At 66.8% G+C, this 25,346-nt stretch carries 23 protein-coding genes; 14 read left to right on the forward strand and 9 right to left on the reverse strand.

Annotated elements, in window-relative coordinates; translation table 11 throughout:
* Positions 1 to 222: 222 nt before the first annotated feature.
* Positions 223 to 1,380 (forward strand): chorismate synthase, encoded by a 1,158-nt coding sequence (gene aroC, locus CNO20_RS18865; protein WP_101297752.1) that lies wholly within the window; start codon positions 223 to 225, stop codon positions 1,378 to 1,380.
* A gap of 2 nt (positions 1,381 to 1,382) precedes the next feature.
* Here aroC and CNO20_RS22750 read toward each other — a convergent pair whose 3' ends face one another.
* Together CNO20_RS22750 and CNO20_RS18875 are read right to left on the reverse strand one after the other, a co-directional pair.
* On the reverse strand, positions 1,383 to 2,063 hold the full coding sequence (locus CNO20_RS22750; RefSeq protein ID WP_233204252.1) for a hypothetical protein: 681 nt from the start codon (positions 2,061 to 2,063) through the stop codon (positions 1,383 to 1,385).
* A 254-nt stretch (positions 2,064 to 2,317) separates the two neighbouring features.
* Complete coding sequence (locus tag CNO20_RS18875) at positions 2,318 to 5,704, reverse strand: PKD domain-containing protein (RefSeq protein ID WP_101297754.1); 3,387 nt, start codon at positions 5,702 to 5,704, stop codon at positions 2,318 to 2,320.
* A 314-nt stretch (positions 5,705 to 6,018) separates the two neighbouring features.
* Here CNO20_RS18875 and CNO20_RS18880 point away from each other — a divergent pair, with 314 nt between their 5' ends.
* From CNO20_RS18880 to CNO20_RS24445, 6 genes are all read left to right on the forward strand, one after another.
* Positions 6,019 to 7,920, forward strand: coding sequence for a 2-oxoacid:acceptor oxidoreductase subunit alpha (locus CNO20_RS18880; protein WP_101297755.1), 1,902 nt, complete (start codon positions 6,019 to 6,021; stop codon positions 7,918 to 7,920).
* A gap of 2 nt (positions 7,921 to 7,922) precedes the next feature.
* Complete coding sequence (locus tag CNO20_RS18885; RefSeq protein ID WP_101297756.1) at positions 7,923 to 8,861, forward strand: thiamine pyrophosphate-dependent enzyme; 939 nt, start codon at positions 7,923 to 7,925, stop codon at positions 8,859 to 8,861.
* 95 nt (positions 8,862 to 8,956) lie between these two features.
* Complete coding sequence (lrpA1, locus tag CNO20_RS18890) at positions 8,957 to 9,385, forward strand: HTH-type transcriptional regulator LrpA1 (RefSeq protein ID WP_101297757.1); 429 nt, start codon at positions 8,957 to 8,959, stop codon at positions 9,383 to 9,385.
* A 148-nt stretch (positions 9,386 to 9,533) separates the two neighbouring features.
* Complete coding sequence (gene dinB, locus CNO20_RS18895) at positions 9,534 to 10,976, forward strand: DNA polymerase IV (RefSeq protein WP_101297758.1); 1,443 nt, start codon at positions 9,534 to 9,536, stop codon at positions 10,974 to 10,976.
* Between the two features lie 41 nt (positions 10,977 to 11,017).
* Positions 11,018 to 11,665, forward strand: a complete 648-nt coding sequence (locus tag CNO20_RS18900; RefSeq protein ID WP_101297759.1) for a hypothetical protein — start codon at positions 11,018 to 11,020, stop codon at positions 11,663 to 11,665.
* Positions 11,666 to 11,768: 103 nt separating this feature from the next.
* Positions 11,769 to 14,822: an LAGLIDADG family homing endonuclease gene (locus CNO20_RS24445; RefSeq protein ID WP_101297760.1), complete on the forward strand. Its 3,054-nt coding sequence runs from the start codon at positions 11,769 to 11,771 to the stop codon at positions 14,820 to 14,822.
* A 60-nt stretch (positions 14,823 to 14,882) separates the two neighbouring features.
* Here CNO20_RS24445 and tpiA read toward each other — a convergent pair whose 3' ends face one another.
* The gene (tpiA, locus tag CNO20_RS18910) at positions 14,883 to 15,527 is read right to left on the reverse strand and encodes a triose-phosphate isomerase (protein WP_101297761.1); all 645 of its coding nucleotides are present in this window, start codon (positions 15,525 to 15,527) and stop codon (positions 14,883 to 14,885) included.
* 169 nt (positions 15,528 to 15,696) lie between these two features.
* Between tpiA and CNO20_RS18915 the strand changes: the two genes are divergently transcribed.
* Positions 15,697 to 15,882, forward strand: coding sequence for a DUF8028 family protein (locus CNO20_RS18915; protein ID WP_199174927.1), 186 nt, complete (start codon positions 15,697 to 15,699; stop codon positions 15,880 to 15,882).
* Positions 15,883 to 15,924: 42 nt separating this feature from the next.
* Here the strand turns inward: CNO20_RS18915 and CNO20_RS18920 are convergent, their stop codons facing one another.
* The 4 genes from CNO20_RS18920 to hisC form a co-directional block, all read right to left on the reverse strand.
* Positions 15,925 to 16,455 (reverse strand): multiprotein bridging factor aMBF1, encoded by a 531-nt coding sequence (locus CNO20_RS18920; protein WP_101297763.1) that lies wholly within the window; start codon positions 16,453 to 16,455, stop codon positions 15,925 to 15,927.
* Positions 16,456 to 16,538: 83 nt separating this feature from the next.
* The gene (locus CNO20_RS18925) at positions 16,539 to 17,144 is read right to left on the reverse strand and encodes a CDP-alcohol phosphatidyltransferase family protein (protein WP_101297764.1); all 606 of its coding nucleotides are present in this window, start codon (positions 17,142 to 17,144) and stop codon (positions 16,539 to 16,541) included.
* Entirely contained in the window at positions 17,141 to 17,653 is a 513-nt protein-coding gene (locus CNO20_RS18930) for an adenylate kinase family protein (RefSeq protein WP_101297765.1), read from the reverse strand. Before CNO20_RS18930 ends, CNO20_RS18925 begins: the two co-directional genes overlap by 4 nt.
* Entirely contained in the window at positions 17,650 to 18,735 is a 1,086-nt protein-coding gene (gene hisC, locus CNO20_RS18935; protein WP_101297766.1) for a histidinol-phosphate transaminase, read from the reverse strand. The genes CNO20_RS18930 and hisC overlap by 4 nt, the downstream gene beginning before the upstream one ends.
* A 342-nt stretch (positions 18,736 to 19,077) precedes the next feature.
* Between hisC and CNO20_RS18940 the strand changes: the two genes are divergently transcribed.
* Complete coding sequence (locus CNO20_RS18940) at positions 19,078 to 20,187, forward strand: glutamate-cysteine ligase family protein (RefSeq protein WP_101297866.1); 1,110 nt, start codon at positions 19,078 to 19,080, stop codon at positions 20,185 to 20,187.
* Positions 20,188 to 20,334: 147 nt separating this feature from the next.
* Complete coding sequence (locus CNO20_RS18945; protein ID WP_101297767.1) at positions 20,335 to 21,051, forward strand: helix-turn-helix domain-containing protein; 717 nt, start codon at positions 20,335 to 20,337, stop codon at positions 21,049 to 21,051.
* Positions 21,052 to 21,122: 71 nt separating this feature from the next.
* Here the strand turns inward: CNO20_RS18945 and CNO20_RS18950 are convergent, their stop codons facing one another.
* Both CNO20_RS18950 and CNO20_RS18955 read right to left on the reverse strand, forming a co-directional pair.
* Positions 21,123 to 22,046 carry an ABC transporter substrate-binding protein gene (locus CNO20_RS18950; RefSeq protein ID WP_101297768.1) on the reverse strand — a complete coding sequence of 308 codons (924 nt, stop codon included), beginning with the start codon at positions 22,044 to 22,046 and terminating at the stop codon, positions 21,123 to 21,125.
* Positions 22,047 to 22,293: 247 nt separating this feature from the next.
* Positions 22,294 to 23,025: a fumarylacetoacetate hydrolase family protein gene (locus CNO20_RS18955; RefSeq protein ID WP_101297769.1), complete on the reverse strand. Its 732-nt coding sequence runs from the start codon at positions 23,023 to 23,025 to the stop codon at positions 22,294 to 22,296.
* 145 nt (positions 23,026 to 23,170) lie between these two features.
* On the opposite strand from CNO20_RS18955, the gene CNO20_RS18960 reads away from it, so the two are divergent.
* From CNO20_RS18960 to CNO20_RS18975, 4 genes are all read left to right on the forward strand, one after another.
* Positions 23,171 to 23,503: a hypothetical protein gene (locus CNO20_RS18960; protein ID WP_101297770.1), complete on the forward strand. Its 333-nt coding sequence runs from the start codon at positions 23,171 to 23,173 to the stop codon at positions 23,501 to 23,503.
* An 86-nt stretch (positions 23,504 to 23,589) separates the two neighbouring features.
* On the forward strand, positions 23,590 to 24,315 hold the full coding sequence (locus CNO20_RS18965; protein WP_101297771.1) for a metal-dependent hydrolase: 726 nt from the start codon (positions 23,590 to 23,592) through the stop codon (positions 24,313 to 24,315).
* A gap of 137 nt (positions 24,316 to 24,452) precedes the next feature.
* A complete protein-coding gene (locus CNO20_RS18970) occupies positions 24,453 to 24,848 on the forward strand; it encodes an OsmC family protein (protein ID WP_101297772.1) in 396 nt (131 codons plus the stop codon).
* 94 nt (positions 24,849 to 24,942) lie between these two features.
* On the forward strand, positions 24,943 to 25,341 hold the full coding sequence (locus CNO20_RS18975) for an OsmC family protein (RefSeq protein WP_101297773.1): 399 nt from the start codon (positions 24,943 to 24,945) through the stop codon (positions 25,339 to 25,341).
* Positions 25,342 to 25,346: the final 5 nt, after the last annotated feature.

The following is a 25,346-nucleotide window of genomic DNA, read 5'->3' on the forward strand; positions in this document are numbered from 1 at the left end:
AAAATGGCGTGCAGACGGCACGGGAGCGCGCTACGCGAAGCGAGGCGCCGTGCGACCGCGGATCGCTTCGCGTCGAACAGTCAGCTCATAGTATTGTTGGACCCGTTTTGGGTTTTAAATCCTCGTGCCGGTATTGAATCGGTCTCGCGACCGTCGCCGACGAGAGCCGTTCGCTTGCGTCTTCTGCAAACGATAAATGTACGGAAGTCACACGCAGAGGTAATGAACGGAAATCGATTCGGGCGGCTGTTTCAGGTCACTACGTTCGGCGAGAGCCACGGCGAGGCGATGGGCGTCACCGTGAGCGGCTGTCCCGCGGGACTCGAACTCTCGGAGGAAGACATCCAGCGCGACCTCGATCGTCGTAAGCCCGGCCAGTCGATGATCACGACGAGCCGCGGTGAGCCGGACGAGGTCTCGATCAAGAGCGGTCTGCAGGACGGATACACCACCGGGACGCCGATCGGGATGGTCATTCAAAACAAGGACGCGCGTTCGAAAAAGTACGAACCGTTTGTCACGGCGCCCCGTCCGAGTCACGGCGATTTCACCTACTCCGCGAAGTTCGGCACGCGGAACTGGGGCGGCGGCGGCCGCTCCAGCGCGCGCGAAACGGTAAACTGGGTCGCGGCGGGCGCGATCGCGAAGAAGATACTCGACCGAGACGGGATCCGAATCAAGGCGCACGTCAACCAGATCGGCGACGTGGCCGCCCCGGAAGTGACGTTCGAGGAGATGCTCGAACGGGCGGAGGAAAACGAGGTCCGGTGCGCGCATCCGGAGACGGCCGAGAGGATGCGCGATCTCATCGACCGGTACCAGAAGGAGGGAGACTCCATCGGCGGCAGCATCTATTTCGAGGCCCGCGGCGTTCCCAGGGGACTCGGTGCACCCCGATTCGACTCCTTCCCGGCCCGGCTCGGACAAGCGCTCCTATCGGTGCCTGCGGCGACCTCCTTCGAGTACGGCCTCGGTAAGGACGCGCGCGAATGGAGCGGACGCGACCGAAACGAAGACTGGACGTTCGACGAGAACGGTGATCCGACGCCGGTCGGCAACAAACACGGTGGGTTACAGGGCGGCATCACGACCGGACAACCGATCTACGGCGAGGTGACGCTCCACGCGCCGACGTCGATCCCGAAGACGCAGCAGACGGTCGACTGGGAGACCGGCGAGGAGAAGGAGATCCAGGTCGTCGGTCGTCACGATCCCGTCCTCCCGCCGCGCGGCGTTCCGGTCGTCGAGGCGATGCTGGCGCTGACGATCGTCGACTTCATGCTGCTCGGCGGTCGGATCAACCCGGATCGGCTCGACGGAAATCCGGGCGAGTACCGGACCGACTACCACCCGCGGAGTCCGGAGAACGTAGAGGAGTAGCGCTACCGGAGACGTCGCGCCGCCAGTAACGCGACGAGGACGACCCCGGCGACGAGGTATATCCACTGCGTGGAACTGAACCCTTCCTTCGAGTCTTTGTCCGCGCCGGTTTCGATCGATTCGTTCTGGTAGGTGTAGTGGTTCTTCCGCCACGGCGCTCTGACGGGTTCGTACGCCACGTCCCACACCGTCGTGTCGTGGTTCGCCCGGCCGACGAACTCGACCTGATCCATCGCACCGTCGCCTTTCGAGAGGTTCCCGGCGTAAAGCCGCGCCTCGCCCGCGACCTTGGCACCCCTCTCGTCCAGGAGTTCGACTGTTATCGTCCGATTTTCCCCCGGCGGAACGGACGCGCCGTAGAAGCTTCCGTCCGTTCCTTCGGTGTGGACCATCAGCTTCGTACTGTAGGTCTGGATTCCGGGGTTCGATACGGTGACTTCGGCGACCGTCGACGGTTCGCCCTCGATCGTTCCGTTCGCGATTTTCACGTCCGTTATCTCCGGTTTCGGAATCGGCCCCGGATCTGTGGTATTGATTTCGCGGGTGAAGTTGAACTGAGTGTGGTTGCCGTAGGTTGAGACAATTACGGTGTGGTTGGTTTGGACAACGTTTAGACCGCGAGTGATGTTGAATTCAAATGTTCTTTTTTCATTCCCTTTTAAATCTATTCGTTTTTCGATCAAATAGTGGCAATCAGTTTTGACATTAATAACAGTTCTTATTTCAGTAGTTTGTCTGTTCTCTGCTTTTACACAAACTTTTGACGGGTTTGCCCAAATCATATACTTAGCGCCAAACGAAGAGGTGATAATTTCTGCCTCCTCTAATGTGTCCGCACATTCAATATAGGATTTGTCTTGTTCTTCTCCAACTACTAATGTAGGCTGGATAGCTAATAACACAAGAGCAATTAGAGCTACGGATCTTACTATACCAGTTACCATTTCTGGCAACCCCCTCGATTAACCCGAGAGCGTAGAGGTACGCACGAACCGTCTTCGGACTGCTTAACCTCATTTATTATCTCGCTTTTACTCGCAACACCTTCTTTCTCAACTGTAGTCCGGAATACGGATTCATTTTTGACAATATACTTTCCAGATTCCGCATTGAATAACCGGTGTTCCTCCAATCCATATACTGTCGCACGTGTTTTGATGACCCTGTCCTCATCGTCGTAACTGTCTGCCATCACTCTCTTTCTCCCGACCGTCTTGGTCAGTTCCCACTCCTTGTCTACGTCGATAGATCCGATACGATAACCGTCACGCTGAGCCATGTCTAGCGCTCGTAAACGGTTCAGTGGCGTGGCGTGTTCTCGCCATTCGTATTTCGCAGGCTCGACCATCACCTGTCGCTCTGCGAGATACGTCGTCTCCGTCTCTCGGTAGGTTTTCTCGAATTCGTACTTGTATTGCGTATCGTACCGAGCGTCAGCGACTTTCACGCGCTTGCTGCGTCCCGTGTACCGGTGATCAGACCCGTACTTGTTGAACGCCCAGTAGGTGTCCGACTCGGTCGTCGTGTACGTGTAGGTCTGCGTGACGGGTCGCCAGATCGTTTTTTGAACGGGGACGGTGTACGTCCTCGTGATTCTGTAGCAGTATCCGAAGCGGCACCGCCACTCCTTCCGAGTCCGTTCTTCGCGAACAGTCACCCGTTTCGGTCGCATCACCGTTCGCCACCCCGTCTTGGTGACCGTCCGTGTGTACCTGTACTGTTTTTTGACGCGGTATTCCGGCGGTTCGACCATGACCTTCCGCGTCTGTCCGGTGAACGTCCCGGATCCGGTCCTGCTGTCCCGCCACTCCGTGTCGGTACCCGTCCACTCCCTGACGGATCGTTTCGTTCCCGCCGATTTCCACTCCGAGGTGAGCCGGAGGAACTGCCGCCAGTTCGACGGATTCGAGAAGGATTTCGTTCTCGTTTCGTAGACCGGATCCCGCACTTTCACGCGCTTGTCGACGGTGATTTTGTAGCCGTTCTCGTGAACTCTCTCGACATCGTACCCCTCAGAAAGATACTGATCTCGTTCCTCCGTCGAATCCGCATAGACGCGAGATATTTTCGGCTTGTCAAGCACGTACCGCAAGTCGGAGACTGTGACGTTGCGCCTGACAGTTCCGACATCGCGCAGAACGGTAACCGACGGAATCGTCCCATAGTGGTACGCCTGGTCGGGTTTTTTGGTGCTGTATACTTTTATCCGTGCGCCGTCGGCGTACTGAAGTTCCTCGGCGGGGATCGAAACGATTCCTTCCCAGCGACGGTGAATCTGTGCATCATCTGTAATGTCATCCTTAAACCGTTTCCACTTTTCAACCCTTCCAGACACACCTTCAAGGTCAAGCGACAAGTCGACGTTGTACGTGTTCTTACTGAACTCGTATTCTTTCGTTTTTACCCGGAACTGGACCGTATCATTCGGGGCGTACGGTCCCTCTTCGACCGGTTCGATACTTTCGATTTCCGGAGCGTAGTACTGGTGGAACTGCTCGTCTCTCGTCACCGAGTTCCCGTACTCGTCGACGATCGTTATCGACGCGAACTTCATCGAATCGAACTTCGCGGTCGTGTTGTCCGGACGGGTCGGTCTCGCACCGTAGCCCCATATGTACTTTAGATCGGTTCCATCGGGATCGAAGGAGTCCCCCGCGTCGATCCGTATTCCCCACGCCGTTTTCTGATGGGGCGTCCCGTCGTAGGTTACCTCTAAGCGGAGTTCGGGTGGGCTTTGCTCTACAGCTAATATGTCAATTGAAGAGTCTCTCTTTCTCCCGCTTTCATGTTCGGCTTCAATAATACTTTTTAACGTGTATACTCCGGGCTTCTTTGCTGCCCACTCAGTAGTCACAGTTATCTTATCACCATCTCTCTTAGGGAATACTTCCTTTTTATTTATCCTTTTTATATCACTTTTCCCGGGTTCAAAACTGAAAACGAGACTATCTCTCTCCACCCCATTCAAATCAATCTTCATGACGTGCTTCGCGACGTACCGATCCGGATCGATGCGTTCGTGATACGAATCGACCGGCGTGTTCACGAACCCCGACTCGACGATCTCCGGCGCGGCGGTCGGCGTCACCGATCGCTCGATTCGAGCCGTCTGCCCCCGCGCATCGACCGCCGTGACGACGAGGTCGTACTCGTCCCCGAGCGCAACCCCGTCCTTTCGGAACGGAAGCGACCGCCGGCTGGCGTTGCGATTCGGAAGCGCAGATCCCCGGTTCGACCACCGGCCGACGGTCTCCCCGCCGATCCGAACGCGTATCTCCTCGAGATTCTCGTAGCCGTCGAACGCCGTCGCTCGCCCCGTTATCGACTCGCCGGGATCGAGCTCGTCGAGCGAGAGCGTCGGAGCCGGATCCGCGACGACGCGAGTCGTACCGTCGGAGAACCTGGCGACGTCGCGCGAACCGTCGCGGTACGCGACGACGGCGTACAGCCTGTGGTCGCCTGGTGACCAACTCGTCCCGAGATCGGAACCGCGTCCGATACGGCCCGTCTCGCTGTGCCAGGTGACGGAACGGACGTCACCGAGATTCACGCCCGTCACCTCGTAGTTCGCCGTCAACGGCTCGCTGCCCGTCACGACCCGCGCGCCACTGACGGACGGGGAGTACCTCGCGGCGAGCGATCGCACGCTGTCGTCCGGCGGACGGCTCCGCGAATCTCGCGCCGCCGGCCTCGATCGCGTCGTGACCGCGAGCGCGTCCGACGCGCTCAGGCCGTCCGCGTCGTGCACGACGGCCGTCACGTTGTGTTCCTCGACAGTGCCGAACGTCGTCGAGAGCGTGTCGGTCGACTGCTCGTCCGCGAGCGTCCGATTAGCGACGACGGTCCCGTCGACGATCCAGACGAGGCGATCGAGGGGCGCGGCACCGGAATCGAGGGAGGCGGTGTAGGTCCGCTCCGAACCCACTCTGGGACGCGTCGGCCCCGAGACGGACACCGCCGGGCGCTCTCCTTTCTCAACCGTGACGTAGAGCGTATCGGCGCGGGAAGCGCCGTCGTCGTCCACGACGGTGAGTCTGACCTCGTATCTCCCGCGCCGGGTCGCTTCGAAGCTCGTCTCCGGAGCGGAGGCGTTCTCGGGGGAGACCGACCGTCCGTCGGGCGACGTAATCGACCACCGGTAGGAGGCGACGCGACCGTCCGGATCGCGCGATCCGGTGCCGTCGAGCAACACGGTGGAGCCGCGCTCGACGGTCTGATCCAGACCGGCGTCGACGAGCGGGGGTTCGTTCTCGGCGGCGACGGCGTCGGCGGGGACGGCCGTCGTCACGACCAGTGCTGCGACGAGTAGCGACGTACCCTTCATCTCGTGGTAGCACCGAATAGTTCGGCTACCTGATTTAAAATTTGGGATAAAAGTTAAAATATGATTATACGTGCTGAGAGACCGTAGAAGCTGCACGGGGGATTCTCACTCTTCGGTATCTTACAAGAGTCATACCAATTACAATACCTTTTAGAGATAGTATTGTTCAGATACGATAGAAAATTACGGCTAAAGGGCGTCGCGGTCGCCGGATTCTTCATTATCGATCCTTGGTAATCCATAGCAAAGCCTTTAGTCCGGGCCTAGCCAAAAACCAATACCAATGGCTCTCTCAAGGGCCGTGATTGCACAATATGACTGACCACGAACTCATCTGGCGGATCGCGGGCGGATCCGGCGACGGCATCGCCTCGACCAGCCAGAACTTCGCGAAGGCCCTGATGCGTTCGGGCCTGCACGTTTTCACGCATCGACACTACCCGTCGCGCATCCGGGGCGGCCACACGTACACCGAGATCCGCGCGGCGGCGGATCCGGTAAAGTCGCGCGGGGACGGCTATAACTTCCTCCTCGCGCTCGGCGACTCGTTCGCCCGGAACCCCCAGCAGGAAGCCTACTACGGCAACGAGGAGATCAAACCGCTGTCGGAGAACCTCGACGAACTCCGCGAGGGCGGCGTCATCGTCTACGACTCGGGGCTGCTCGACGCGAGCGAGATCGAAGACTTCGAAGCGCGCGTCGAGGAGAACAACTGGCACGTCTTCGATCCCGATCTCCGCAGTCTCGCGCGCGAGCACGGTCGCGAGGTCATGCGCAACACGGCCGGCGTCGGCGTGACCTGCGCGATCGCCGGCATCGACCTCGAGTGGATCGAGGACCTGATGACGGATGCGATGCCCGAGAAGATCCTCGAACCGAACATCGAGATCCTCCACGAGGCGTACGAGATGGTCCAGGAGGAGTACGACGTCGAAGCGCCCGACGTCGCGGTCCCCGAGGGCGAACACGACGAGGAACAGGTGCTCCTTTCGGGCAGCGACTCCATCGCCTACGGCGCGCTCGACGAGGGCTGTCGGTTCATCGCGGGCTACCCCATGACGCCGTGGACCGAGGTCTTCACCATCATGTCGCAGAACCTCCCCGAGGTCGGCGGCATCTCGGAGCAGGTCGAAGACGAGATCGCGGCGGCCGCGCTCGCCATCGGCGCGAGTCACGCCGGCGTCAAGGCGATGTCCGGTTCGTCCGGCGGCGGGTTCGCGCTCATGTCCGAACCGCTCGGCCTCGCGGAGATGACGGAGACGCCGGTCGTGCTCATCGAAGCGATGCGCGCCGGCCCGTCGACCGGCATGCCGACGAAGCCGGAGCAGGGCGACCTCGAGCACGTTCTCTACACCAGCCAGGGCGACTCGAACCGCGTCGTCTTCGCGCCCGGCACGGTCGACGAGGCGTACGACCAGGCCCGCAAGGCGTTCCAGATAGCCTACGAGTACCAGATTCCGGCGATCGTCCTCTACGACCAGAAGCTCGGCGGCGAGCTGACCAACGTTCCCGCCAGCCACTACGACCGCGAGCCGAACCCGAGCCTCGGGAGCACGCTCACGGAGGCCGAACTGGAAGACGCGGAACACGAAGGCGGCAAGTTCGCCCGGTTCCAGTACGACCCGGACAACGACGAGGGCGTCAGTCCGCGCTCGATCCCCGGACAGAAGGGCGGCCGGTTCCTGGCGACGGGCAACGAGCACATGCCGGAGGGGCACATCAGCGAGGACCCCGACAACCGCGTCTACCAGATGAACCGCCGGATGCGGAAGCTGGAGGCCATCCGCGAGGAGCTCGACTCCCAGGAGAAGAGCCACCAGACCCAGTACGGCCCGGAGGACGCGGAGTACGGCATCATGACCTTCGGCAGCAACCAGGGCACCGTCGAGGAGGCGGTCGACCGTCTCAACGAGGCGGGGCACTCCGTGAAGGCGCTGGGCGTCAGCGACCTCATGCCCTACCCCGAAAACGAGGTGTCCGAGTTCCTCGAAAGCGTCGACAAGTGTCTCGTCGTCGAGATGAACGCCTCGGCGCAGTTCCGCGGGCTGACCCAGAAGGAGCTCGGTCAGTACGGCGAGAAGCTGTCGAGCCTCCTGAAGTACAACGGCAACCCCTTCGAACCGGCGGAGATCGTCGAGGGGTTCGAAGTCAACATCGTCGAGGGCGGGGATCTGCCCCACACTCGAACCAAATTCGTCCCGGCAGCGGGTGATTAAACATGAGTGCATTCAGCGCAATCGGTGAGGAACGCGAGATCGACCGCGACGAGTTCACGCCCGGACTCGAACCGCAGCCGACGTGGTGTCCCGGGTGCGGCGACTTCGGCGTCCTGAAGGCCCTGAAGCAGGCCATGCCCGAGGTCGGCCGCACGCCCGACGAGACGCTTCTCGTCACGGGTATCGGCTGCTCCGGTAAGCTCAACAGCTACTTCGAGAGCTACGGCTTCCACACGATCCACGGCCGTTCGCTGCCCATCGCGCGGGCAGCGAAGCTCGCCAACCCCGGCATCGAGGTCATCGCGGCCGGCGGCGACGGCGACGGCTACGGCATCGGCGGCAACCACTTCATCCACACGGCTCGTGAGAACCACGACATGACATACATCGTGTTCAACAACGAGATCTTCGGCCTGACCAAGGGCCAGACCTCGCCCACGAGCCCGAAGGGGCACAAGTCCAAGACCCAGCCCCACGGCAGCGCGAAGGAACCGCTCCGACCGCTGTCGATGTCGCTGAACGCGGGCGCCTCCTACATCGCCCGAACGGCCGCCGTCAACCCGAACCAGGCCAAGGAGATCCTGAAGGAGGCTATGGAGCACGACGGCTTCGCGCACATCGACTTCCTGACCCAGTGTCCGACCTGGAACAAGGACGCCCGGCAGTACGTCCCGTACATCGACGTGAACGACTCCGACGAGTACGACTTCGACGTCCACGACCGCGCCGAGGCCGCGGAGATGATGCGCGAGACCGAAAGCGCCCTCCACGAGGGCAAGGTGCTCACCGGTCGCTACTACGTCGACGAGGACCGCCCGTCCTACCAGCATGAAAAGCAGGCCCTCGGCGAGATGCCCGAGACGCCGCTGGCGGAGCGGTACTTCGACGACGACTACGAGTGGGAGCGGTCGTACGATTCGTTCCTCGCGAAGCACAAGTAGGGAAGCCGAGGCGGCGCGACCCCGTCTCTTTCAGTCGGCGGAGAAGCCTTTTCCCGTTCGCAAGATATTTTTTCGGGGAAGCGAAAACGATGGACATGGGAGCGACGTCTACGGAGGATCGCATCCTCGCCGCACTCGAACGGGATGCGCAAGCCTCCTACGCCGATATCGCAGAGAGCGCGGGCGTGTCGAAGCCGACCGTGCGCAAGTACATCAAAAAGCTCGAAGACGACGGGGTTATCGTCGGGTACTCGGCCGACGTGGACCCGAAGAAACTCTCCAGCCAGTCGATCGCGCTCGTCGGCATCGACGTCGAGAGCGAACGCTACGTCGAGGCCAGCCGCGCGCTGAAGTCGCTCGATTCCGTCGAGTCCCTGTACACCTCGTCGGGCGATCACATGCTCATGGCGGAGGTCCGGGCGTCCGACGGCGATTCGCTCGGCGACGTCATCAGCGAAGAGATCCTCTCCATCGACGGCGTCACCGCCGCCCACCCGTCCTTCCTCCAGGAACGGCTGAAGTAACGAAGTGGCCGCCTAACTGCGCGAGGATGCGCCGGCCCGCGGGAAGGAGCGGCGGTCTGCTCCTCCGTCGACGAACCCGGAACCCACCTTCGACCACTTTCGCTCCGGTTCGAGAACCTTAACGAGGGATCGCCCCCGACTGCCGTACATGAGCGGGAGGACGTTGCCCGGCACGGGGACCGACGACGATCGCCGCATCGTCCTCCACGTCGACATGGACTGCTTTTACGCCTCCTGCGAGCGCCTCCGGGAGCCGGAGCTCGAAGGCGAGCCCGTCGTCGTCGGGATGGGTTACGAACCCGGCGAGGGCCACGGCGCGGTCGCCACCGCGAGCTACGAGGCGCGCGAGTACGGCGTCGAGAGCGCACAGCCCATCTCGAAGGCGCTGGAGGCGCTTCCGCGGATCGAGGACGCGCGGACGGATCCGGACCTCGACCCGGCGGACGCCGGCCACTACCGCCCGGTCGACCTGGACTTCTACAAGGAGGTGAGCGAGCAGGTCAAGGAGATCCTCCACGACTGTGCCGACGTGGTCCGCGAGGTGAGCATCGACGAGGCGTACCTCGACGTGACCGACCGCACCTCCTGGCAGACCGTCGAGGGGACCGATCGCACGCTCGCGGAGGGGTACGCCAGGCACGTCCGGGACCGGATCGCGCGGGAGGTGGGGGTCCCTGCAAGCATCGGCGTCACTCCCAACATGAGCACGGCCAAGCTCGCGAGCGACTACGACAAGCCCGAGGGGCTCGTCGTCGTCGGACCCGGAGAGGTGCGCGACTTCCTCGAACCGATACCCGTCGACGAGCTCCACGGCGTCGGGCCGGTCACCGCGCGGGAGCTCCGCGAGATGGACGTCGAGACGGCCGGCGATCTGGCGGCGGCGGACCCGTCGGCGCTCCGCGCGCGGTTCGGCGAGCGCGGTCGGGAGCTGTACGACCGCGCCCGCGGCGACGACGACCGCGAGGTGACCCCGACCGGCCGACCGAAGAGCCTCTCGCGGGAGTCGGCGTTCACGGAGGCGACGGCCGAGACGGACCGCAAGCGGGAGAAGGTCCGGACGCTCGCGGCCGACGTGGCCGCGCGAGCCAGGAGCAGGGACGCGCTGTACCGGACCATCGGCGTCAAGGTCGTCACCCCGCCGTTCGACGTGCACACCCGCGCGAAGTCGCTTCCCGGTCCGGTGGACGACCCCGACCTCGTCGAGGAGGTCGCGCTCGACCTCCTCTCGGAGTTCGCCGACGACGAGGTTCGAAAACTCGGCGTCCGCGTCTCGAAGCTGAGCTTCTCGGCCGGCGATCAGGCCAGGCTCGACGGCTGGGACGGCTCGGCGGCGGACGCGGAACCGGACTCGGCATCGGATCCGACACCCGCGCCGCCCGGCGCGGCCGAAGCGGACGCGACCGTCGCGGACCTGAGCCGCTGGGCCGCCGACTCAACCTCGGTCGATTCGACCGCGGCCGACGCGACGGCCGCCGACGCGACGGCGGGTGGTGCGACGGCGGGTGATCCACCGCCGACCGACGGCGCTGCGAGCGATTCGGCGGCCGACCGCAGAGAAGAGGGCCAGGCGTCGCTGCTGGACTTTGAGTAGTTCGGAGAAAGGCTTATTTCCCGACAAGTCAGCGAAACCACATGGAGCGACGGGTCCTCCTCGGAGTCGTCGTCGGCGCGGCGTTCGGCTGGGCCGCCGCGACGTACGCCGGTTCGCCGCACATCCGCCTCTTTCCGGGCGCAGGCGGAACCGGGGGCGCGAGCGACGAGGACGGGAGCGGCGAAAGCGGAGGCGATGGCGGCGGTGCGGACGACAGGGCGTCGCCGACGACTGGCGCGACCGCCGAGGGTCCGTCCTCGACGCCCGCCGACCCGACCGGCGAGTCGACGCCGTCTCCGCCCGCGACCGCCGAGGGGGGCGAAGCGCCGTCGCCGGACCGTTCCGATCGAACCGCGACCGAGGATTCGTCGCCGACGGCGACCGACCCGGCCGGAGAGTCGACGCCGGATCTCCGGGGTAACGTCGACGTGTACTCGAACTCCAACGGGGCGCACGCCGACCCGAACGAGCCGGTGTACGTCAACTACGTCATCCGGAACGATCACGAGTTCGCGGTGGACGCGACGTTCGAGGGGACGCTCACGCTCGGCGGGGGCGACACGCTGCGCCGGCGGCGAACGGCGCGGATCGAAGCGGGCGGGGTCGCGAGCGATTCGCTCGTCTTCGACGAGTACGAGGGGCGCGCGACCGGCTGGAGCTTCTCGCTGCTCTCGGTCGACCGGGCGTGACGAGAGCCGACGGGGTCCGACGGCGTCGGCGGCGGGCGATCGTTTCCGAGGGCGATCCCCCGGTAAGTTATACTGTCGCGGGGAGAGACACCCCACGAAGCGCATGACGGACACGGAAACGATCGCGGTTGCCGAGGTGAGCGCTGGCCCGGGTGGGACGGACGACGCGGAACCGGGATCGCCCGTCGAGCTCCCCGTCGTCGAGATCCTCACCGGACGCGGGTTCATCACCGGGAAATCGGGCGGGGGGAAGAGCATCCTGGAGGGGACGCCCGTTCACACGGCGAACGGGCGGAAACCGATAGAGGAGGTCGAGGAGGGCGAGAAGGTACTCTCCCTGAACAAACGCACGTACCGACAGGAGTTCCGGGAGGTGCGAGCGACGATCAGCCACACCGACGACCGACTGTTGCGGATCACGCTGGAGGACGGAACGGAGCTCGTCGGCACCGAGGACCACAGCTTCCTCACCGTCGACGGGCTCGAAATCGTCCCCGTCAGGGGCGACGAACTCGAGGAGGGCACGTGGATGCCGCTCTCCCGGGAGCTCCCGAGCGCCGAATCCGCGACCGAAATCGACCTCGCCGAGTACGTCGACGACGCGAACAACATCAGGGTCGACGGAGGGGTGATCCAGAGCGGCCCGCGAGAGGAGCTCCGCCGGCTGACGCTCGACTTTGCGACCGGCAAGGAGATCGGGCTGTACCTCGCCGAGGGATCGTTCGACTCCGGTCTGACGCTCCAGATTTCGAACGTGGACGACGGCGTCAAGGAGTTCCTCCGGTCCCGCGGTTACAACGTCTACGAACGGACCTGCAACAAGGGGTTCCGACCGTACGCGAGGTTCCTCGAAGCCGAGTTTGGGAGCGGGTCGGCGAACAAGCGGATCCCGAACTGGGCGTTCGACGCGCCGTCCGCGTTCCGCGCCGGACTCCTCTCCGGGTACTTCGACGGTGACGGGACGGTCGGCGAAAACGCCGTCGCCGCGATGTCGAAGTCGGAACGACTCGTAGACGGACTCAAAGAGCTCCTCCGTCAGTTCGGAATCTCGTCGACGGTTCGAGAGAAGTTCACGCTCTACGAGGGCGAAGACCGCCGGTATCGCCGGCTCACCGTCGACTCCTTCTGTATCGACGCGTTCGACGACACGGTCGACCTGAGCGTCGAATCGAAGTCGGAGCGCCTCGCCGAACTCCGCACGGAGCTCGCGACCGGTGATCGGTACAACTCCAAGGACATGATCCCGAACTTCGGCCCGGTCCTCAACGTGACCGCCCGGGGGGCGGACTGGACGACGCGCGACAGCGAGCGGAGAATCGAGGGCGCCTCGGTCCACAACCTCACCCGCAAGCAGAAAGCCGGGAGACGGACTTACAACCGCCTCGTCGATGAACTCGACGTCGGCGGTCGAGCCCGGGCGTTCGGCGAGTCCGACGTCCAGTGGAAGCGCGTCGTTTCGGTCGAGCGGCTGGACGAGGAGCGGACGGTGTACGACCTGGACGTCGAACTCAACGACAACTTCGTCGCGAACGGGGTGTTCGTCCACAACTCCAACACGGCGAGCGTCATCATCGAGAACCTCCTCGACAAGAACTTCCCGGTCCTCATCGTCGACACCGACGGGGAGTACTACGGACTGAAGGAGTCCTACGAGATCCTCCACGCCGGCGCGGACGACGAGTGCGACATCCAGGTGAGCCCCGAGCACGCGGAGAAGATCGCGGCGCTGGCGCTGGAGCAGAACGTCCCGATCATCCTCGACGTCTCGGGGTACCTCGACGAGAGCGACGGTCAGGAGCTCCTCCTGGAGGTGTCGAAACAGCTGTTCGCGAAGGAGAAGAAGCTCAAGAAACCCTTCCTGATGCTCGTCGAGGAGTGCCACGAGTACATCCCGGAGAAGGGCGGCGTCGGCGAGGCGGGGAAGATGCTGATCAAGATCGGCAAGCGCGGCCGCAAGCACGGCCTCGGCGTCGTCGGCATCAGCCAGCGCCCGGCGGACGTGAAGAAGGACTTCATCACCCAGTGCGACTGGCTCGTCTGGCACCGACTCACCTGGGGGAACGACACCAAGGTCGTCGGCCGCATCCTCGGCGGCGAGTACGCCGACGCCATCGAGGACATGGGCAACGGCGAGGCCTTCCTGATGACCGACTGGAGCGAGTCCGTCCGGCGCGTGCAGTTTCACCGCAAGAAGACGTTCGACGCCGGCGCGACGCCCGGCCTCGACGACTTCGAGCGGCCGGAGCTGAAGTCCGTCAGCGGCGACCTCGTCTCGGAGCTCCGCGACATCTCCGACGAGAAGGCCCGGCGCGAGAGCGAACTCGCCGATCTCCGCCAGGAGCTCGACGAGAAGCGACAGCGAATCGAGCAGCTGGAGCGCGAGCTGGAGGAGGCCCGCGACATGAGCCGGATGGCCGATCAGTTCGCCCAGGCGATGCTCCGGAAGGCGGACGCGCCCTACCGCGGCGGCCAGGGACGGAACTTCGAGCGACCGGAGCACCAGACCGAGCTTCACGCGTACGAGCGGAGCGCCGGCGGCGAGGCCGCGGCCGCGTCGGACGACTCCTCGACCGCCGTCGACGCGTCGCGCCGGATCGACGCGTCGGAGCGCGAGAAGGCGACGGAAACGAAGACGGCGGTAGAAACCGACGAGAAGGCGGAAAGAAACGACGCGCCGGGAGCCGACGGACCGACGCGCACGGACGGCGAAGCCGACGCCGAAGCGGACGACGATGCGGCGTCCGACGCCGAGTACGTCGCACAGCCGTACCCCGGGTTCGAGGAGGTCGTCGACGAGGCCGACGACGAGCGGCGGGGAGTCGTCGTCGAGCTCGGCGCGCTCATCGCGGAGCTCGATCCGATTTCGCGTCGGATGCTGCGGTACTACCGCGACCGCCGCGTCGGGGAACCGGTGGACGCGCACGTGGCCGCGGGCGGCTCGGGCGACCAGCGGCTCGCCTACAGCCGGAACCGGCCGCTCCGCCGCGCGGGGCTCGTCCGCCACGCGGGCCGCGGCCGGTACGCCTACGCCCTCCCCGACCTCGTGCGCGAGGAGTACGCCGACAGGCTCGACGACGACGAGTTCGAAGCGATCGTCGCCGCCGTCGAAGCGACGTTCCTCGACGACGGGCGACAGGCGGAACGGAAAATCCGGTAGTCGCTGCCGACCGGGCGAAACGGTCGGCGAAACTGTTCGTTTACGGGGCGCGGTCGCGGCCTACAGCGGCTCGACCAGGTCTCTCAGTGCCGCTTCGGGGTCGTCGGCCTTCGCGACGCCGCTGGCGAGGAGGATTCCCTCCGCACCGAGGTCGGCCGCCGCGGTCACGTCGTCGCCGGTCGAGATGCCCGCGCCGCAGAACACGTCGACCGCCTCGTCGACCGCGGCGGCCGCCTCGACCGCGTTCTCGACGATCTCCGGGTCGGCGGTGCTCACCGAAACGTCGCCCCCGATGAGCTCCGGGGGCTCCACCGCGACCGCGTCGGGTTCGAGCGCCGCGGCGGCCCCGATCTGCGCGGGGTTGTTGGCGCAGACGACCGTTTCGAGCCCCGCGCGCTTCGCCGCGCGAACCGAGCCGTCGACGTCGGCGAGCTTCAGCCGCTTTTCGGAGTGGTTGACGAGCGTTCCCGTCGCGCCGGCCTCGGCGACCGCCTCGGCGAGCGTGCTGCCGGTGTGGCTGCCGTAGTCGTTCGGCGAGACGTGCTGGGCCCACGTCTCGACTTCCGTCTCCGCGACGCGAGACAGGTGCGCCGCCTGCGGCGCGACCGCGATGCGGACGCCGGACTCGTCGCCCACGTCGCGCGCGGCCGTCGCGACCTCGATCGGATCGCAGGGGTACGCCTTCAGGTTCACCAGGATGAACATACCCAACGAGGTTCCCCGAGGGGCAAATAGCTTGATTATCCGAGCCGCTTAGGACGCGCCCAACCGACGCGAAGCGAGTCATTTCTCCGACCGGGACGGGCCGTTTCCCCGAATAGGGACCGCTTAGCTACGTACCGGCCCGTCGTACGTTACTGAACGAGCTATGGGTGTGCGAAACTCCGCTTCCGTGTTCCGATCCGTGCAGCTCGTCGCGTTCTGGCTGGCGGTGGTGCTACCGCTGGTGCTCCTGGGACTCATCGCCGTCGGCGTGAACGGAACGTGGCTGCCGCTGTTTCTGTCGCTGCTCGCGCTGAACGCGGTCGCGCTGGCGCTCGGACACGGGTACGGACAGTGAGCGCTCGGGAGAACGGCGGACGGTGACCGCACGGACGGGCCGTCAGTCCTTCCGCTTCACCACGTCGCCGAGCGTGGTCGTCGTCGATCCCCCGCCGGACCACTCGGCCTCGTCTGTGTCCCCGCCTTCGGTCAGCGAGATGTCGAGCTTCCGCTCGAGCTTCCGCTGGATCGTGTCGTTCGGGAGCATGTCGCCGCGTTCGAGTTTCCGGATGAGGCTCGCCTTCTCGTTGAGCTGCTTTGCGAGGTCTTCCTGGCTCAGTCCCATCCCCTCGCGCGCGCGACGGATGCGGTCGTCGTAGTCGGTCGCGATTTCGTCCATGTCGTCGAACATGTCCCGGCGCCGTCGGGTCGACCCGGACCCGGCGGACGCGCCGCCCGACGACTGCGAAGCGGTCGAAGACTTCGACGAACTCGACGTGGAGTACTTCGTCGACGCGCTCGACCCCGAAGACTCAGTGCGGACTTCGGTGCCGAACCCCTTGCAGTTGTCGCACAGCTCCAGTTCGGCACCCTCGACTTTCGTGGTAGTGAGTGACGGCTTCTCGGCGCCACACATCTCGCACTGGGGCATGAGTCGTGATAGATGATCCCCCGCTATAAAATGCACGCAGCGATTCCGTCGGCCGATTCCGCTCCGAACCGGTCGCGCGCCGCTCACCGCAGGTCCGACCACGCGCCCCAGAACCGCTGGAGCGCCGTGAGGTGCCCCACGACGGTGAAGAGCGCGAGCAGCAGGCCGACGGCGGTCAGCCCGAAGACGAGGGGGTCGGGGACGACCGCCGCCAGCACGCCCGCGACGCCGACGAGCGCGAGCCGGTCGGCCCGGCCGAGCAGGCCGCCGTACTCGCGGCCGAGTCCGACCGCCTGAATCTGCGTCCCGAGGTAGGAGGTCATGAGCACGCCCGTGACGGCCGCGAGGCCGAGGGCGTACCGCCCGACGCCGGCGGCGAGGCCTGCGATGACGACGATGTCGGCGTAGCGGTCGAGCACGTGGTCGAGCAGGTCGCCGCCCTTCGAGGCGACGCCCTGCTCGCGGGCGAGCGCGCCGTCGAGGAGGTCGAGCCAGCCGTTGGCGAAGACGAACGCCGCCCCCAGGGCGTACCACAGCGGGGTGGCGAGGTAGAACGCGACCCCGGCCGCGGCGGCGAAGCCGAAGGCGATGACGCTCACGCCGTTCGGCGTCAGCCCGGCCGTGTCGGCAACGGAGACGAAGGGGTTCAGCGCGCGGTTCGCCACCGGGCGGAGTTGATCGAGCGTCATGATTCTCGGAGGTAGTCGAGGAAGTCCACGGTCCCGGCGCTCGGGTCGCGCTCGCCGTCGACGACGGCCCGTATCTCGGCGGCGACCTCCCCGGGCGTCAGGTCGGTCGTGTCGATCTCGAACACCTTCGCCTCGCCGTGGCGCTGGACGGCCTCCGAGAGGATCACGTCGAGCGCCTCGCTCTCGGCGTTCTCGCGGGCCTTCGCCTCCGGAACCCCGCGCTCCGAGAGTCGCTCCTCCAGCACGTCCGGTCGGCACCGCAGGACGACGACCCTGTCGGCGTCGAGGAGGTGCGCGAGGTGGGACTCGACGATCCCGTCTCGGTCGCCCAGCCACTCCCGGACCGCGTCGAGGTCGACGACGAGCGAGTCCCGTCCCTCGTCGCGGTCGGTCCAGAGATCGCGCTCGCGGACGGCGTCGTTGAGGTGGACGACCGGGAGGTCCGTCCCGACGGCGTCGACGGCCGTCGTCTTGCCGGTTCCGGGCGTCCCCGTGACGGCGACTCTCACGGCTTCGCCACCTCGGCCAGCACGCCGTTCAGCGTCTCGACGGCCCGCCTGGTCCCCGCTTCGGTGCCGCAGGAGATCCGGATGCAGGCGGGGAGGCCGAAGCTCGTGCAGTCGCGGACGATGACGCCCTCGCGCTGGCTCGCCTCGGCGACCGCGCTCGCGTCCCCCACCTCGGCCAGCACGAAGTTGCCCGCGCTCTCCCACGTGCGGGCGTCGAGGTGCTCGTACATGTACTCGCGCGCCCAGCGGGCGGTCTCGACGGTTCGCTCGACGTGCGCGTCGTCGTCCAGGGCGGCGAGGGCGGCCCGGCAGGCGACCTCGTTCGCCGCGAAGGGCGTGTTCACGCGCGCGTAGGCGTCCGCCCACGCCTCGGGGACGGCCGCCCAGCCGATCCGGAGGCCGGCGATGCCGTAAGCCTTCGAGAACGTCCGGAGGACGGCGACGTTGTCGTGGTCGGAGAGCAGGCCGATCGCGCTCGCCCGCTCGGCGTACTCGCCGTACGCCTCGTCGACGACGAGCAGCGTGTGCGCCTCGACCGACTCGGCCAGCTCGGAGACCGCTTCGAGCGGGAACGCCGATCCGGTCGGGTTGTGCGGCGTCGTGAGGTAGACGATCCGCTCGCCGTCGTACGCGTCGAGCACCGTCTCGGGCGTCTGCGCGAAGTCGTCGTCCTTCGAGAGTTCGTACTCGGCGACCGATCCGTGGTGGTACCGGGCGCTCATCCCGTAGTAGGAGAATCCGGGCGTCGGCGCGAGCACGCGGTCGCCGGGTTCGAGCATCGCGCGCGAGAGGTAGTCGATCGAGCCGTCGGCCCCCGCGCTGACCCACACCTGCTCGGGGACGAGCCCCCACTTCGCCGCTAACTTCTCCGTCAGGTCCGCGTGCGACGTCGTCGGGTACACGTCGACGTTCGGGGCCGCCTCCCGGACGGCCTCGACCGCCTCGGGACTCGGCCCGAAGGGGTTCTCGTTCGACGAGAGCTTCGTCAGCTCGTCGGGGTCCATCCCGAGTTCGCGGGCCACCTCCTCCGACCCGCGCCCGGGGACGTACGGGGAGTGCGCTGAGAGATCCCGTGGCTGCATGTGCGATGGATGCGGGCGGCCGGTCTTAAGGGTGCTTACAGCGGTCGGCCGCTTCCGCGCCACCGCCGACGGCCCGAGCCGTCGATCGTCGAGGCGCGAACCACCGACCGCCGGCGGCGTCCGCGGCGACCCGCGGCGATCTTCGACGGTTGTGACCGAGACGAGGCGTCAAATCCCGAAACCCGCATAGAGGCACCGAAACGGCAGAAAAACCCGCGTTCGATTCACCGTTCGAGGGTCGAGTACTTAATGGGGTTGCGCTCGCAGGCTCTGCGCTTAGCCGACGACGAAACGAAAGAGGGGTACCGGGCCGCGGCCCAGAGTCGCGCCCGACTCAAACCCATGAAACTCGGACTCGAGGTGGAGTACTGGGTCGTCGACGATCGCGGCCGTCCGTGCGACGGTCGCGACCTCGTCGAGGCACACGAGCACGCGAAGCCCGAGTTCGTCGGGCCGCTGCTCGAGATCCAGACTTCGCCGCACGAGAGCGTTCGGTCGCTCGGCCGCGAACTCCAGGAGACGCTCCGGACGGTGCTCGACGCAGCCGAGGAGACGGATCGGCACCTCGTCCCGCTCGGCACGCCGCTCACGGAGCTGTCGGTCCCCGCGACGACCCGCCGGGGTGAGCTCTTCGAGGAGATCTACGGCGACGGAATCCTGAGCGCCAAGAACTGCGCCGGCACCCACGTCCACTTCGAGCAGGGACGCGTCGAGCGCCAGCTCGACCTGCTCACCGCGCTCGACCCCGTCATCTCGCTCGTGAGCTCCTCGCCGTACTACCGGGGCGAACGCACGATGGACTGTGCGCGCGCGGACGCCTACCGGCGACGGTGCGGCGACCGGTTCCGGCGGTACTGCGACCTCCAGCCGTACGTCGACGGCGTCGACGAGTGGGAGCGCCGCGTCCGCCGGGACTTCGAGGGGTTCGTCGACATCGCGGCCGACCGCGGAGTCTCCGAGAGCGAGGTCCACGCCCACTTCACCCCCGAGGACGCGGTGCTCGCGCCGGTCCGGCTCCGCCGGTCGCTCCCGACGGTCGAGTGGCGCGCGCCGGACGCCGCGCTGCCGAGCCAGCTCCTGCGGCTCGTGGCCGACGTCGCCGCCCTGATGGAGCGGACCGAGCGCACGCCCGTCGAGTTCGGCGATCCGGGGGTGTCGGCCGACCGAATCCGGATCCCCGAGTTCGGCGACCTCCGGACGCTGAGCGACGAGGCCGTTCGGTGGGGGCTCGGATCGGCGCGCGTCCGGGAGTACCTCGACGCGCTGGGCTTCGACATCCGCGCCTACCGTCCCCTCTCGTCGCAGCTCTCGGGTCCGGGCGAGCTGTACGAGGACGAGGCGCGGCGGATGCGCCTCGACTGCGCCGCACGGCTGCGGGCCGACGTCGAGTCGCTCGCCGACCGCCGCGTCGCCGAACCCGCCCCGACCGCCCCGCGCTACTCGTACGCGTAGCCCGCGTCGCCGCCGAACCATCGGCCGGTGGGGGAACGCGCGTCCCCGGACCGTCTCTCCGATCGGCCGACGCGCGTCCCCCGCCCGGCTCCGTCCCCGCGGCCGTCACCCTGATCCGCGACCTCCCCGTCTGTCCGACACGTCGCAATGGGAACCATCGTCGCCGTCCGCATCCCCGCGGACCAGTTCGCCCTCTCGGAGACGCTCGCCGCGGTCCCCGACGTCGCGTTCGAGGTCGAGCGCGTGGTCGCCCACGAGGACGACAGGGTGATGCCCTTCGTCTGGGCGCTCGGAGACGAGACGCGACTCGGCGAGCTGGACGACGCGCTCCGCGCGGACCCGAGCGTCGCGTCGGTCGAACCGCTGGCCGACCTCGACGGCGAACGGCTGTACGCGATGGAGTGGGTCGACCGGATCCGCCTCGCGCTCCGGGTGCTCGTGGAGGAGGAGGGGACGATACTGAGCGCGCGGGGGGCGGCCGACGGCTGGCGGCTCCGCGTCCTGTTCGCGGACCACGAGTCGCTGTCGAACACGTTCCACTACTGCAGGGAGCGCGGCGTCGACCTCGACGTGGAGCGGGTCTATCAACTCGACCGCGGTGCCGAACGCGGCCGGTTCGGACTGACGGAAGAGCAACACGAGACGCTCGTCGCCGCCGTCGAGCGGGGGTACTTCGATGTCCCGCGCGGCGTCTCGTCGGAGGAGCTCGCGGACGAACTCGGGATCACCCACCAGGCGCTCTCCGAGCGGCTCCGCCGGGCGCAGAAGCGGCTCGCCGAGCGGGCGCTCGACGTCGAGGCCGACGCCGACGGGGACGGAGACGAGGGCGGCGAAACGGACGACCGGGACGACCGAGCGGACTGAACCGGCCCGAACCGGCCTGACCGGGCGGTCGACTCGTCGCGCTCGCGCCCGGCGCCCGGCGTCGCGTGCGCCTACTCGTCCGACCAGCCCCGCGGCACGTACTGGCCGAACCGCGGCGTCTCGGAGATCGCGTCGGGGACGAAAAGCGGCCCGTCGTCGCCCTCCGCGCCGTACCCGCCGATTCGGCGCTGGCCTTCGGGGCCGGTGAGGAAGCCGACGTACGCCATCGCCAGGGCGTAGTTCGTCCGGTGGCGGGCCGGGTTGGCGGCGATGGCGCCGTACGGATTTTTCAGGATCGGCGGGCCGCCGCCGAGCGGCCCTTCGACGAACGCGACGAGCCCCGTCGAGTCCCGCGTCACTCGGAACGTCGCGCGATCCGAGAGCGTGTACGCGCCGCGCTGTCCCGCCTGAACGAGCGTCTTCCCCATCCCGGTGCCGGTCGACTGGTACCATCGACCCGTCGGGTCCACGCCCGCCGCGGCCCAGAGGTCGCGCTCCTTCCGGTGGGTTCCCGAGTCGTCGCCCCGGGAGAGAAACAGCGCTCCGGACGCCGCGATCCGGCGGAACGCTTCGCGGGGACCGCCGGAACTGCCGATCCCCGCGGGGTCCGACTCGGGACCGACGACGAGGAAGTCGTTGTGCATGAGGTCGCGCCGGTTGACGCCGTGGCCGGCGCGGAGGAACGCGTCCTCGGCGCCGCGGGCGTGGACCAACACGGCGTCGGCGTCGCCGTCGGCGGCGGTCCGCAGCGCCGCGCCCGTCCCGCGGACGAGCGTCCTCACCCGGGCGTCGAACCGCCGCTCGAACGCGGGGTGGAGCGCGTCGAGCAGCCCCGCGTCGTGCGCGGTCGTGGCCGTTGCGAGGGTGAGCGTCGCCGCGTCGTCGCCCCGCCGGGCGGCGCGCGCGCTGTCGACCCGGGGGTTCGAGTCGGCGCAGCCGGCCAACCCCAGGGCGCTTCCGGCACCGAGTGCCCGCAGGTAGCGTCGCCGTTCCATCGTCCGACGTTGGCGGCGGGCCGGTAAGGGCTCTTCGCGGGACCGCGCTCGCCCGCGCTCAGTTCGCTTCCCTCGTTTCCGTCGCTTCCTCGTCGCTCAGGTCCCCGGACAGCTCCTTCCAGGCGAGGATGCCCACGCCCGAGGCCCACGCGACGCCCGCTTCATCGCGCGCGTCTCGGCGATCTCGTTTCCCGTTTCCCGTTCGACGCCGCGCTCTCGAACGGCTGGGAGCCGGCGACCGATCGCGCTACGGGATCCGAACCGAGTGTTCGAGCGCGCCGACGCCCTCGATCTCGACCTCGACGCGGTCGCCGTCGGAGAGCGGACCGACGCCCTCGGGCGTCCCCGTGGCGATCACGTCGCCGGGTTCGAGCGTCACGTACGCCGTGATCTCCTCGATCAGCGACGGCACGTCGAACAGCATCCGGTCGCGCCGCCCGTCCTGTCTCGTCTCGCCGTTGACGCGCAGCCGGACGGCGGCGTCCTCGGGGACGTCCTCGGGATCGGCGACCACCGGGCCGATCGGCGCGGCCCCGTCGAACGCCTTGCCGCGAACCCAGTTGGTCTCCCGCCGCTGGTCGTCCCGGTTCGAGAGGTCGTTGACGCAGGTGAAGCCGGCGACGACGTCCATCGCGTCCGCGGCGGCGACGCGGCGGCACTGCTCGCCGATCACGACGCCCAGCTCCGCCTCGTGGTCGATGCGCTCCTTCCCGGCCGGCAGCGTGATCGCGTCGCCGTGGCCCGCGACGGCGTTCGGCGGCTTGAGGAACAGGAGCGGCCGATCCGGCACGTCGTTGTCCAGCTCGGCCGCGTGGTCGGCGTAGTTTCGGCCGACGCAGACGATCTTGGACGGCTCGACCGGCGCGAGCACGTCCACCTCGTCGGGGTCGTACCGCTCGCCGCCGAAGGTGATCGCGTCCTCGCGCCACCGCCCGCGCCGGACGGCCCCGGCGGGGTCGCGGAATCTGACGTGGTGCATGGCGGTCGGTGCGTTCCGCCGTTCTTTAGGCCTTTGCAAGGCGGCGAACCCCCGGCCGACCCACAGCGACGTCGACGTCGGTCCCGCGTCCGCCGTCCACCCCGCCGAACGAACGTTTTTCACGAACGACGGTGAACGTCCGGCCATGCTGGCGTACCTGTATCAGTACCGGCGGGACGACGCGAAGGAGACGGTCGAGTCGGGCGACGAGCCGGTGGACACCGACTCCGAGGAGTACTTCGGAACGGAGGAGGTCGGTCCGGAGGACGAGTGGGAGCGCGTCGAGTACGGCGACCAGACGATCCTGCGGAAGCCGGTGACCTACGAGAACGTGACGCGCGTGTCGGTCCCCGAGGACGGCGAGCCCCGCGAGGTCCCGGGGCGGACGATCCAGCTTCGCATCGACGGCGAGACGAAGTACGTCGAGGGGGCCGAGATCGCGGAGATCACGGACGAGGACCCCGGCGAGAACCCGTAAGACGGCCCGAGCGGGGCCGCGGCGGGACTTTCCGTCGGGGCAACATTCAGGTGGCCGTCGGGAGTAGTGTACGGCGGATTATGTCCATGGAACTCACCTGGCACGGCCACTCCACCTGGCACGTCACCGTCGGCGACACCTCGCTCCTCGTCGATCCGTTCTTCGACAACCCGAAGACCTCGAAGGAGCCCTCGGACCTCGACTCGCCGGACTACGTGCTTCTCACCCACGGGCACGCGGACCACATCGGCCACGCGGGCGAGTTCTCGGACGCGACGCTCGTCGCGACGCCGGAGCTCGTCGGGTTCGCGCAGGACGAGTTCGGCTTCGAGGACGCCGTCGGCGGGATGGGGATGAACATCGGCGGCACCGTCGAGTGCGGCGACGCGTTCGTGACGATGGTCCGCGCCGACCACACGAACGGCGTCAACACCGGCTACGAGTACGACGTCGGGATGCCAACGGGGTACGTGATCAGCGACACGAAGCCGACGCAGGTGTCCGACGAGGAGAGCCTGACCTTCTACCACGCGGGCGACACGGCGCTCATGACCGAGATGCGCGACGTGATCGCCCCGTTCCTCGAACCCGACGCGGCGGCGCTGCCGGTCGGCGATCACTTCACGATGGGCCCCTGGCAGGCGGCCGTCGCGGCGGACTGGCTCGGCGTCGACCACGCCTTCCCGATGCACTACGACACCTTCCCCCCGATCGAGATCGACACCGACGACTTCGTGCGCGAGGTCGAGGCGACCGGCGCGAGCGCCGAGGTGCACGTCCTCGACGGCGACGAGACGTTCGCGCTCGAATAAGGCGGTCGAGCGGGGCGTCGATTCGCCCCCGAGTTTCGGATCTTCGACCGACCGGATCCGTATCTCCGGCGCTCCGGATCGGCCGCGTTGGCCGCGGCGGGAACGATTTAGGGTCTGGCCGTCGATACTGCACCCGCATGGCGAAAGAAGTCCACACCGTCTCCGAGGAGGGGTTCAGTTCGACCAACCAGATCCGCGACTTCGAGACCGCGATCGATCCGAACGCCGAGGACGCGCCGGACACGCTGGAGAGCCTGCTCGCGGCGTACGCGTCCTGTTACGTCCCCGCGCTCCGCGTCGGCGGGCGGCAGCGCGGCGTCGACGACCTCGGCCGCATCGAGATCGACGCGTCCGGCGAACTCAACGACGACGACAAGCTCGAATCGGTCTCGTTCGACATCCGGGTCGAGGCCGACCTCGACGACGGGCAGGGCGAACAGATCGTCGAGCGCGGCTTCGAACTCTGCAAGGTCCACGACGCGCTGAAGGACAGCCTCCACGCAGACACGACCATCGAGGGCGGCGCGTTCTGAGCGGCGATCTCCGACTCTTTTATTCGATGGCGCGCTCGCCGCGCTCGCCCGAGTGGACAATCTTTAGGACAGTCGCGTCCGTCGAACAGAACGCATGAGCGACATCCAGACCACCACCGTCAGCGAGCAGGGGTTCGCGAGCACCAGCCAGGTCGGCGACTACGACCTGTCGATCGACCCGACGGACGAGGAGGGCCCGAACCCGAACGCGACGCTCGTGGCCACCTACGCCGCGTGCTTCCTGCCCGCCTTCCGCGTCGGCGGCCGGCAGGCCGGCCACGACGACCTCGGGAAGGTCCAGATCGACGCCGACGCCGACCTGAACGACGAGGACGACCTCGAAGCGATCCGCTTCGAGATCCACGTCGAGGCCGACCTCTCGGACGACGAGCTCGACGAGATCGTAGAGCGCGGCGAGGACATCTGCCACGTCCACTCGGCGCTCCGCGAGGGGCTGCACGCCGACATCTCCGCCCACGGCGGCGCGTTCTGAACGGC

The sequence above is a fragment of the Halegenticoccus soli genome (assembly GCF_002844195.1).
Lineage (GTDB): Archaea > Halobacteriota > Halobacteria > Halobacteriales > Haloferacaceae > Halegenticoccus > Halegenticoccus soli.

What these genes read in the sequence shown, in the direction of transcription:
- CNO20_RS18880 (WP_101297755.1), top strand. Translation starts at nt 6,019, where the DNA reads ATGACTGACCACGAACTCATCTGGCGGATCGCGGGCGGATCCGGCGAC.
- CNO20_RS18940 (WP_101297866.1), top strand. Translation starts at nt 19,078, where the DNA reads ATGAAACTCGGACTCGAGGTGGAGTACTGGGTCGTCGACGATCGCGGC.
- CNO20_RS18975 (WP_101297773.1), top strand. Translation starts at nt 24,943, where the DNA reads ATGAGCGACATCCAGACCACCACCGTCAGCGAGCAGGGGTTCGCGAGC.
- lrpA1 (WP_101297757.1), top strand. Translation starts at nt 8,957, where the DNA reads ATGGGAGCGACGTCTACGGAGGATCGCATCCTCGCCGCACTCGAACGG.
- aroC (WP_101297752.1), top strand. Translation starts at nt 223, where the DNA reads ATGAACGGAAATCGATTCGGGCGGCTGTTTCAGGTCACTACGTTCGGC.
- CNO20_RS18885 (WP_101297756.1), top strand. Translation starts at nt 7,923, where the DNA reads ATGAGTGCATTCAGCGCAATCGGTGAGGAACGCGAGATCGACCGCGAC.
- dinB (WP_101297758.1), top strand. Translation starts at nt 9,534, where the DNA reads ATGAGCGGGAGGACGTTGCCCGGCACGGGGACCGACGACGATCGCCGC.
- CNO20_RS18945 (WP_101297767.1), top strand. Translation starts at nt 20,335, where the DNA reads ATGGGAACCATCGTCGCCGTCCGCATCCCCGCGGACCAGTTCGCCCTC.
- tpiA (WP_101297761.1), bottom strand. Translation starts at nt 15,527, where the DNA reads ATGTTCATCCTGGTGAACCTGAAGGCGTACCCCTGCGATCCGATCGAG.
- CNO20_RS18965 (WP_101297771.1), top strand. Translation starts at nt 23,590, where the DNA reads ATGGAACTCACCTGGCACGGCCACTCCACCTGGCACGTCACCGTCGGC.
- CNO20_RS18900 (WP_101297759.1), top strand. Translation starts at nt 11,018, where the DNA reads ATGGAGCGACGGGTCCTCCTCGGAGTCGTCGTCGGCGCGGCGTTCGGC.
- CNO20_RS18970 (WP_101297772.1), top strand. Translation starts at nt 24,453, where the DNA reads ATGGCGAAAGAAGTCCACACCGTCTCCGAGGAGGGGTTCAGTTCGACC.
- CNO20_RS18955 (WP_101297769.1), bottom strand. Translation starts at nt 23,025, where the DNA reads ATGCACCACGTCAGATTCCGCGACCCCGCCGGGGCCGTCCGGCGCGGG.
- CNO20_RS18920 (WP_101297763.1), bottom strand. Translation starts at nt 16,455, where the DNA reads ATGCCCCAGTGCGAGATGTGTGGCGCCGAGAAGCCGTCACTCACTACC.
- hisC (WP_101297766.1), bottom strand. Translation starts at nt 18,735, where the DNA reads ATGCAGCCACGGGATCTCTCAGCGCACTCCCCGTACGTCCCCGGGCGC.
- CNO20_RS18925 (WP_101297764.1), bottom strand. Translation starts at nt 17,144, where the DNA reads ATGACGCTCGATCAACTCCGCCCGGTGGCGAACCGCGCGCTGAACCCC.
- CNO20_RS18875 (WP_101297754.1), bottom strand. Translation starts at nt 5,704, where the DNA reads ATGAAGGGTACGTCGCTACTCGTCGCAGCACTGGTCGTGACGACGGCC.
- CNO20_RS18960 (WP_101297770.1), top strand. Translation starts at nt 23,171, where the DNA reads ATGCTGGCGTACCTGTATCAGTACCGGCGGGACGACGCGAAGGAGACG.
- CNO20_RS18950 (WP_101297768.1), bottom strand. Translation starts at nt 22,046, where the DNA reads ATGGAACGGCGACGCTACCTGCGGGCACTCGGTGCCGGAAGCGCCCTG.
- CNO20_RS24445 (WP_101297760.1), top strand. Translation starts at nt 11,769, where the DNA reads ATGACGGACACGGAAACGATCGCGGTTGCCGAGGTGAGCGCTGGCCCG.